Origin of the sequence: Algoriella sp. (assembly GCF_036647415.1) — a bacterium.
Lineage (GTDB): Bacteria > Bacteroidota > Bacteroidia > Flavobacteriales > Weeksellaceae > Empedobacter.
In genome coordinates this window covers 20230-28421 of record NZ_JAVXKG010000037.1, presented here as the reverse complement: position 1 = coordinate 28421, position 8192 = coordinate 20230, and the positions used below count along the sequence as shown (strand labels likewise).

Here is an 8192-nt window from a genome sequence, read left to right as displayed (position 1 = left end):
GCAATTTCTCCAGCTTCTTTTGTAGCTTGACGTTGTGCATCGTTAAAGTAAGCAGGAACAGTAATTACCGCTCTTGATACTTCTTGTCCTAAATAATCTTCAGCAGTTTTTTTCATTTTTTGTAAAATCATTGCTGAGATTTCTTGTGGCGTATAAATACGTCCGTCGATATCTACACCTGGAGTGTCATTGTTTCCTTTTACAACTTTGTAAGGTACACGACCAATTTCATTCGCATCGTTATTAAACTTAGTACCCATAAAACGTTTGATAGAATAAATCGTTTTTTCTGGGTTAGTAACAGCTTGACGTTTTGCTGAATCACCAACTTTGATTTCACCACCTTCTACGAAAGCTACAATTGATGGAGTAGTTCTCTTTCCTTCTGCATTTGGGATTACAACTGGCTCGCTACCTTCCATTACATAAACACAAGAGTTTGTTGTAACTAAGTCGATTCCGATTATTTTGCTCATCTTATTTTATTTATTTATATTATTAAATGATTTTCTATAGTTCTTCATCATATCAAAAATGATGCTACAACTACTAGACAATCTTTGTGCCAACATAAAAAAAATGACATCCAATAGGTTTTAGATGTCAGGTTGTCAGATTATGATTAAATATTTGATTATTTGTGGATAAAATCGTCAGTTTTTAGGATAAAAAGTGACAAGGTTAAATTAGGATTAAGTTTTATGCATTCATTTTAATTAATCACAAAATAATTATCAATTAATTGAAATTTTGAGTCATATTCAAGAGCGCAATATCCAATTTCATTATTTTCTTTTAAAATTGGAGTTTTAAATAGATGAAAATTTAAAGCGGTGTGATTGTAATTTATATTGTCCGAATTAATTTGAATTTCTTTATCATTAATATCTAAATCTTCACAACTGTTTGATCCCAAAAAATCTGAAAATGATTTTTCAAGTTCAGTTTTGATTTTGTATTTTTCAATAATTTCTTTAATTTGATGAGCAGTTGTCATAATATATAGTTTTACCCAATTTTACTTCCGTTTTCTACTTTTCGTTCAGGATTAAGCAAAATAACATCGTTGTTATTTCCATAAACGCCCATTACAAGACATTCACTCATAAACGTAGCAATTTGTTTTTTCGGGAAATTAACAACAGCCATAATTTGTTTACCAATCAAATCTTCTTTGCTGTAAAGTGACGTGATTTGAGCCGAACTCTTCTTAATTCCTAACTGTCCAAAATCAATTTCTAATTGATAAGCAGGATTTTTAGCATTTGGAAAATCATTTACATTAATAATTGTTCCAATACGCATATCTATTTTCTCAAAATCTAGCCATGAAATTGTAGTTATATCATTTTCTATTTTTGGTTCTTCTTTTGGTTTATTTTCTTTATCGTAAATGGTTTGTAATATTTTTTCTAAATCAGCTTTTTCTTCGGCATATTTTGCTTTCAATTCGTCTGTCATTTTTGCATAATATGTCAATGCTTTTTCGCCAAATTGTTTGATATAGAAATTAGCTAAAATCGGAATTTGAGTAAATTTTTTGTGAAAAATCATTTCTGTGTACGCCTGCCATTCGCGTTCTTCTCTCGTTTCAATTTGATTATCTCCAGATCGTTGATGAACATGATACATTTCGTGCATCAAAATGTTGGATAATAAAGTCAAATCAAAATCCAAGACATTTCTAGGAACTCGAATAGTAATTCCTGTCGATTCATCTCCTTCTGCGGTCAACAATAATCCTTTCGGATCAATTTCATCTCTAAAAGTAAAACCAGTAAAAGCGCTATGTTTTAATTTCAGATAATCCAAAATTTCGTACAAAGCTTCTACAATTAGTTTATTATTATTCAAATAATTTATTCTTTCCTTAAAATTTTCTGTAATCATCGTTTTTTGGCTTATTAATCAAATATATAATCTTATTTTTGATTAGTTTTAAAAATGACAATGAAGAAATTAATACTTTTACTTGGCTTGATATCGATAACTACAAATGCCCAAGTTCTTAATCACAAAAAAGAGTTTACACGACAAGATTCACTTCGTGGAACAAATAACGAATTCCGAAATTGGTGGGATGTCAAAAAATATAAAGTAAGTGTAGAAGCCGATTATCAGTCAAAATCTATCAAAGGAAAATCGACAATTACATTTGATAAAACTGCTGTTCAGAAATCTAATTTATTACAAATAGATTTACAAGATCCGATGATTATTTCGGCTGTAATATTGAATGGAAAAGAGATTTCGGATTTTAAACGCGATGGAAATGTTTACTTTATTAATGTTGGAAAAAATATTAAGAATAGTGCGAATCAATTAGAATTAATCTATTCTGGAAATCCACGTGTTGCAGTGAAAGCACCTTGGGATGGTGGTTGGATTTTTGCGAAAGATGAAAAAGGTCGCGATTGGATGTCTGTTGCCGTGCAAGGTTTGGGCGCAAGTGCTTGGTTTCCGAATAAAGATTACTTGGGTGATGAGCCAGATAATGGAATGGAATTGGAAATTATTGCACCAAAAGGAATGGTTGGCGTAGGAAATGGACGCTTAGTTTCAACAAAAAATCTGAAAGATAAAACTACTTCTACATGGAAAGTTGTCAATCCAATCAACAATTATAATATTATTCCGTATATCGGACATTATGTCAATTTCAAAGACACTTACGAAGGCGAAAAAGGAAAACTTGATTTAAATTATTATGTGTTAGATTATAATTTAGAGAAAGCAAAATCGCAGTTTGAACAAGCAAAGTTGATGTTAAAAAGTTTTGAACATTGGTTTGGTCCTTATCCATTTTATGAAGATTCTTTCAAAATTATTGAGGCACCACACCTTGGTATGGAGCATCAATCGGGAATTGCGTACGGAAATCAGTTTAAAAACGGTTATTTAGGACGTGATTTATCAGGTTCTGGTTGGGGATTAAAGTGGGATTTTATTCTCGTTCATGAAGCTGGTCACGAATGGTTTGGGAATAATATTACCGAAAAAGATGTGGCTGATATGTGGATTCACGAAGCATTTACTGCTTACTCGGAAACATTGTTTACAGAAACTTATTATGGTAAAGAGGCAGCAAGCGAATATGTTCGTGGTACACGAGGAGCTATACAAAATGATATTCCGATTATTGGTGTGTATGGTGTAAACCAAGAGGGAAGTGGCGATATGTACTACAAAGGTGCAAATATGATTCATACACTAAGAACTTGGATGAATAATGACGAAAAATTCAGACAACTATTACGTGGATTGAACAAAGAATTTTATCATCAAACAGTAACAACAGAACAGATTGAAAATTATATAGCAAAATTCTCTGGTTTAGATTTAACTGCTTTTTTCAATCAATATCTTAGAACAACAAAAATTCCTGTTTTAGAATTGAAACAATCTGGAGATAAGATTGAATATCGTTATACAAATATTGTAGATGGTTTTGCTATGCCTTTGACATTAAAAAAATCAACTCAAACAATAAATCCAACAAAAGATTGGCAGACGTTGAATAATTCAGCGATTACAAAAGCGATTGATGTAACAATTAATCCAAATTATTATATCGACACGCATATTATATATTAAAACTGAATGAGATATTGAAACGAGTTCAACATGACAAAGAAAGTCAACCTGAACTTATTTCAGATTCTCATCCAAAATGAATTATAAAATATTCCAAACAAATATCATCGATTATTGATAGATGATAACATAAATTTGTCACATGAAAAAATACATTGCATACGCAATAGCTTCAGGATTATTGTTAACAGCAGGTTGGCCATCGTATGGTTTTGCATTGTTGTTATTCATAGGGTTTGTTCCGCTTATGTTGGCCGAACATCAGATAACGCAACGAGCAGAATATAAAAAGAAAGGACGCAAAATTTTTTGGCTTTCATGTTTAACATTTTTTATTTGGAATGCCGCTGTGATTTGGTGGTTACATTATGCCAAAGAAACAGATGCAAATGGTGATTTACAAAATTCGTGGCTCGCTTATCTAATTCCTGTTATTGCAAATACATTATTTATGTCGATTGTTTTTCAATTGTATCATTTTGTAAAGACGAAAGCGGGAAATTTATATGGACTGATTTTTCTTCCTGCAATTTGGATGAGTTTTGATAAATTGACATTAAACTGGGAATTTACTTGGCCGTGGTTCAACTTAGGAAATGGTTTTGCAAAATTCTACGAATGGGTACAATGGTACGAATACACAGGAACTTTTGGAGGAACATTATGGATTTGGATTGTTAATATCATCGTTTTCTATTATTTAACAGCTTACATTAATAAGAAAGAAACAAAATATCTGAACAAATTAGGAATCTATGCAGGATTATTAATCGCTGTTCCAATCGGGATTTCATACATTATTTATGCAAATTACGAAGAAAAAGGAAAAGCTTTGGACGTGATGATTCTTCAACCAGATCTCGATCCGTACAATGAAAAGTACATGAAAGATGGTTTGCAGATTTATGATGAATTGAAAGAATTGGCTCTGAAAAATATGCAGCCAAAAACACAATTTGTTGTTGCACCAGAAACAGCAGTTCCGGGATCTTCTGCGTTAATTTTTGATAATTTGTATGATGATTTAATTGTTCAAGACATTCAACAATGGACAAAATCAAAAAAAGATTTACATTTTGTAACAGGAGCTTCAATTATGCGAATTTATCCAATGGCATCTTTAGCACCAGAATCTGCATCTGTAATGAAAGACGGAATCACGTGGTACGACGCTTATAACTCGGCTTTGCAGATAAGTGGCAATGACTCAATTCAGATTTATCATAAGAGTAAATTAGTCCCTGGAGTAGAAATTTTTCCATATCGTAAATATTTAATACCAATTATTGGAGAATTTATGCTTAACTTTGGCGGCACAACAAAAACATTGGGGATTCAACCCCATCGTTCTGTTTTCAAAAATAAAACAAACAATGCTGCTGTTGCTCCGATTATATGTTACGAATCTATTTACGGAGAGTATACAACAGAATATGTGAGAGAAGGTGCAAATGTTTTATTCACAATGACCAACGATTCTTGGTGGGGCTCTACCGATGGTCATCGTCAATTACTATTATATGGTAATTTGAGAGCTATTGAAAATAGACGCGCTATCGTAAGATCTGCAAATTCAGGTATTTCGGCTTTCGTTAATCAGCGAGGAGATATAATGAAGTCTTTACCATATGGAGAGCAGGGTGCCTTAAATGGTACAATTTTAATGAATAGCGAGTTAACGTTTTACACAAAGTATGGTGACGTTTTGGCGCGAATAGCTTTACTGGTAATGGGAATTATCTTGGCTTACACACTCGCTCAGAAGTTGCTATACAAGCAAGTTAAGAAAAAAAGTATAAAATAATAACCTTAAACTGTTGCATAAGTAATATATAATTTATTACTTTGCACTCCGTTTAAAATAAGACAATAAGTAAAATAAGATGTCAAAAATTTGTCAGATTACAGGTAAGAAGAGATTAGTGGGAAACAATGTTTCTCATGCTAATAATAAAACAAAACGCACTTTTGAAGTGAATTTGTTCACAAAGAAATTTTTTATGCCAGAAGCTGGTGAGTGGATTACTTTAAAAGTTTCTGCACATGGTTTAAAAACTATCAACAAAGTAGGTGTTGATGAGGCTGTTAGACGTGGACGTAAAGAAGGTTTAATCAAATAATTTAATACACCATGGCAAAAAAAGGAAACAGAGTACAGGTTATTTTAGAATGTACAGAGCATAAAGAAAGTGGTATGCCAGGAATGTCTCGCTACATCACTACAAAAAACAAAAAAAATACTCCAGATCGTATTGAGTTGAAAAAATTCAACCCAGTATTGAAAAAGTATACAGTTCACAAGGAGATCAAATAATAAAATTTTAGACGATGGCAAAAAAGACAGTAGCAACCCTACAAACAGGGTCTAAGAAAATGACCAAAGTAATTAGAATGGTAAAATCTCCTAAATCTGGAGCTTACGTATTCGTAGAAAAAGTAGTTAACGCTGATGAAGTAGATGCATTCTACGCAAAATAATTATTAGCTTAACAAAAAAATATTAAGGTTAATAAAAGCTGCTCTAAAAAGAGCGGCTTTTTTATTTCCTTTAAATTTATTGTATCTTCGTAAAGAATTTTAAGAAATTTAGCTTTTAAATGAGTTGGTTCAAAAAGATATTAGGAAAAGAAAGCAAAGAAAAATTAGATGAAGGTTTAGAGAAATCTAAAACATCTTTTTTTGATAAAATTAGTCGTGCCGTTGTAGGAAAATCAAAGGTAGACGATGAGGTTTTAGATGATTTAGAAGAAGTATTGATTTCGTCTGATGTTGGCGTGGAAACTACTGTGAAAATTATCAGAAAAATAGAAGAGCGTGTAGAAAGAGATAAATATGTATCAACTTCTGAATTAGATGTTATTCTTCGCGAAGAAATTGCAGCCTTACTTTCTGAAAATAATATAGATGATACAAACGGTTTTTCAATTCCAAAGAAAAACGTACCGTATGTTATTATGGTGGTTGGTGTAAATGGAGTTGGTAAAACAACAACAATAGGTAAGCTCGCTTCACAATTTAAAGCAAATGGATTGAAAGTTGTTCTTGGAGCGGCAGATACATTTCGTGCTGCAGCGGTAGATCAGTTGGTTATTTGGGCAGAGCGCGCTGATGTACCAATTGTAAAACAAGCAATGGGTTCAGATCCTGCTTCGGTTGCATTTGATACTATTCAGTCAGCAGTTGCGCAAAATGCAGATGTAGTTTTGATAGATACAGCGGGTCGTTTGCACAATAAAGTGAATTTGATGAACGAGTTGACAAAAATAAAACGCGTTATGCAAAAGGTTATTCCAGATGCGCCACACGAAGTTTTATTAGTATTAGATGGTTCTACAGGTCAAAATGCTTTTGAGCAAGCGAAACAATTTACACAAGCAACAGAAGTTTCGGCTTTGGCGGTTACAAAATTAGATGGAACGGCGAAAGGTGGAGTTGTGATTGGAATTTCAGATCAATTTCAAATTCCAGTAAAATACATCGGTGTTGGTGAAGGAATTAATGATTTACAAGCATTCAATAAAATGGAGTTTGTTGATTCTTTCTTCAAACGTAATAATTAAGAAATTCAATTTCTATAAAATATAAATCCTTCAAGATAACTTGAAGGATTTTTTTTATCTATAAAAATCTGTTTCTTTAAGATTGATTTTATCGAGAATAAACTTTAAAACTTGATGAAAATTAGTGTTATTTTTAGAGCAGGATACTTTATATTCTACAGAATTATTAGTGTTATTAAAATTGATTGTTGTGTGATTTCCATCTAAACAACCCAATTCGGGAAATAAATCCTTTGCGTTAAGAGTTAATAATTTAGTAGATATTTCTTCAAAATCATTTTGATCGATATACTTTATTTTTTTATAGTTTCTATCTTCTTTAAGATTCATTTCAATCTCTACCAAAATTTTACTTTTTTGTGTTCGAGAAACTTTAGTATCAGGTCCGATATAAATTGTCGTGTTACTCCATAAATGCGATGAAATATTTTCGATTGTAATTAAACTTATTTTATCTTGACCAAAAACACTAATGGAGCTAAAAAATAAAACAATCAATAATTTATAATTCATAATTAACAACTTAAATTAATACTCCACTTTAAGATATTCCTTAAAAAATTTTTTACTTTTATTTTCTTGTTTGGAAAGTGTTTTCACAAATTCATTTAGATATTCACGGTAAGGTGATTCTTTTGCCAAAGCATCTTCGTTTTGTGAAGTCAAAATCTGAATTGTTCCGAACATTTCATCTTCATTCTCTATACTCGAAGCAATAATATAGAAAGTTTCTGGTGCTTCATTAATAATCTTCCGATTTGTCCAAACCAAAAGAGCTTTATTGTCTTGCGTGTACAAAACATTGTCCCATTTTCCGAACCAATCGTACATCATTTTTTTCGCAACCAAAGATGTCTGAAAGCTTTCTACGCGATATTCGGTGAAATATTTTTCGTTTTTTTCTTGTGCGTTAGTTAATATTATTCCTGTAAAAAATATAAAAAGTAAGATCAGTTTTTTCAAAATAGATTAATTTGTTTAGGCTAAGTTATTGAAAATAATTGCAAGTATTGTGTAACTTATTTTTAGGTTTTGCGT

At 31.6% G+C, this 8192-nt stretch carries 11 protein-coding genes; 6 read left to right on the top strand and 5 right to left on the bottom strand.

Translation table 11 applies throughout. The features are described from left to right. The 3 genes from RSC72_RS13490 to RSC72_RS13480 form a co-directional block, all read right to left on the bottom strand. On the bottom strand, positions 1-476 hold a 476-nt coding region (locus RSC72_RS13490), incomplete at its 3' end, for an Hsp70 family protein (RefSeq protein WP_332578572.1). A 236-nt stretch (positions 477-712) separates the two neighbouring features. Continuing rightward, a complete protein-coding gene (locus tag RSC72_RS13485) occupies positions 713-997 on the bottom strand; it encodes a hypothetical protein (RefSeq protein ID WP_332544494.1) in 285 nt (94 codons plus the stop codon). A gap of 11 nt (positions 998-1008) precedes the next feature. Then, the gene (locus RSC72_RS13480) at positions 1009-1344 is read right to left on the bottom strand and encodes a tRNA-binding protein (RefSeq protein ID WP_332566156.1); all 336 of its coding nucleotides are present in this window, start codon (positions 1342-1344) and stop codon (positions 1009-1011) included. Between the two features lie 606 nt (positions 1345-1950). Between RSC72_RS13480 and RSC72_RS13475 the strand changes: the two genes are divergently transcribed. The 6 genes from RSC72_RS13475 to ftsY all read left to right on the top strand — a co-directional run bounded on the left by RSC72_RS13475 (position 1951) and on the right by ftsY (position 7154). After that, positions 1951-3594 carry a M1 family metallopeptidase gene (locus RSC72_RS13475; protein ID WP_332544492.1) on the top strand — a complete coding sequence of 548 codons (1644 nt, stop codon included), beginning with the start codon at positions 1951-1953 and terminating at the stop codon, positions 3592-3594. Positions 3595-3736: 142 nt separating this feature from the next. Continuing rightward, positions 3737-5398, top strand: coding sequence for an apolipoprotein N-acyltransferase (gene lnt / locus RSC72_RS13470; RefSeq protein WP_332544490.1), 1662 nt, complete (start codon positions 3737-3739; stop codon positions 5396-5398). A 79-nt stretch (positions 5399-5477) separates the two neighbouring features. Continuing rightward, positions 5478-5714 (top strand): 50S ribosomal protein L28, encoded by a 237-nt coding sequence (gene rpmB, locus RSC72_RS13465; RefSeq protein WP_332544488.1) that lies wholly within the window; start codon positions 5478-5480, stop codon positions 5712-5714. Between the two features lie 11 nt (positions 5715-5725). Next, positions 5726-5908, top strand: a complete 183-nt coding sequence (gene rpmG, locus RSC72_RS13460; RefSeq protein ID WP_084018523.1) for a 50S ribosomal protein L33 — start codon at positions 5726-5728, stop codon at positions 5906-5908. A gap of 14 nt (positions 5909-5922) precedes the next feature. Continuing rightward, a complete protein-coding gene (locus RSC72_RS13455) occupies positions 5923-6072 on the top strand; it encodes a DUF4295 domain-containing protein (RefSeq protein WP_092907692.1) in 150 nt (49 codons plus the stop codon). Between the two features lie 119 nt (positions 6073-6191). Next, on the top strand, positions 6192-7154 hold the full coding sequence (gene ftsY, locus RSC72_RS13450; RefSeq protein ID WP_332544486.1) for a signal recognition particle-docking protein FtsY: 963 nt from the start codon (positions 6192-6194) through the stop codon (positions 7152-7154). A 54-nt stretch (positions 7155-7208) separates the two neighbouring features. On the opposite strand, the gene RSC72_RS13445 is transcribed toward ftsY, so the two are convergent. Continuing rightward, entirely contained in the window at positions 7209-7667 is a 459-nt protein-coding gene (locus RSC72_RS13445) for a hypothetical protein (RefSeq protein ID WP_332544485.1), read from the bottom strand. A 15-nt stretch (positions 7668-7682) separates the two neighbouring features. After that, entirely contained in the window at positions 7683-8117 is a 435-nt protein-coding gene (locus RSC72_RS13440; RefSeq protein WP_332544483.1) for a hypothetical protein, read from the bottom strand. Positions 8118-8192: the final 75 nt, after the last annotated feature.

Bases quoted from the DNA above. Each gene is read 5' to 3' on its own strand.
- rpmB (WP_332544488.1), top strand. From the start codon at position 5,478: ATGTCAAAAATTTGTCAGATTACAGGTAAGAAGAGATTAGTGGGAAAC.
- ftsY (WP_332544486.1), top strand. From the start codon at position 6,192: ATGAGTTGGTTCAAAAAGATATTAGGAAAAGAAAGCAAAGAAAAATTA.
- RSC72_RS13455 (WP_092907692.1), top strand. From the start codon at position 5,923: ATGGCAAAAAAGACAGTAGCAACCCTACAAACAGGGTCTAAGAAAATG.
- rpmG (WP_084018523.1), top strand. From the start codon at position 5,726: ATGGCAAAAAAAGGAAACAGAGTACAGGTTATTTTAGAATGTACAGAG.
- RSC72_RS13475 (WP_332544492.1), top strand. From the start codon at position 1,951: ATGAAGAAATTAATACTTTTACTTGGCTTGATATCGATAACTACAAAT.
- RSC72_RS13485 (WP_332544494.1), bottom strand. From the start codon at position 997: ATGACAACTGCTCATCAAATTAAAGAAATTATTGAAAAATACAAAATC.
- lnt (WP_332544490.1), top strand. From the start codon at position 3,737: ATGAAAAAATACATTGCATACGCAATAGCTTCAGGATTATTGTTAACA.
- RSC72_RS13445 (WP_332544485.1), bottom strand. From the start codon at position 7,667: ATGAATTATAAATTATTGATTGTTTTATTTTTTAGCTCCATTAGTGTT.